The sequence below is a fragment of the Jiangella asiatica genome (assembly GCF_004349065.1).
Lineage (GTDB): Bacteria > Actinomycetota > Actinomycetes > Jiangellales > Jiangellaceae > Jiangella > Jiangella asiatica.
Genome location: NZ_SMKZ01000128.1, coordinates 1 through 348, shown reverse-complemented (window position 1 = coordinate 348; position 348 = coordinate 1). Strand labels below are relative to the sequence as shown.

1 pseudogene is annotated in these 348 nt (G+C 69.5%); it reads left to right on the top strand.

Annotation, left to right across the window (positions count from 1 at the left end):
• A pseudogene (locus tag E1269_RS32655) lies at positions 1-348 on the top strand (hypothetical protein); the annotation flags it as partial.

Below are 348 nucleotides of genomic sequence, written 5' to 3'. Positions count from 1 at the left end.
CCGTCACCCCCGAGCCGAGCAAGCGGCCCCGCAGCTCCTACATCCGCTTCGAGGCCTCGATGCCGAACGAGTGCTGGCAGTCCGACTTCACCCACTACCGCCTCACCCGCCCCGACGGGCGACCCGGGGCAGACGACCGCGTCCGCCATGACCGGGTCTCCACAGCCGGATCCATCACACTGCGCCACAACGGCACGCTCCACCGCATCGGGATCGGGCGGACCCACACCGGAACCTACGTCCTGGCCCTCGTCCACGACCTCGACATCCGCATCATCAACGCCCCCACCGGCGAACTCCTACGCGAGCTCGTCCTGGACCCCACACGCATCTACCAGCCCACCGGCC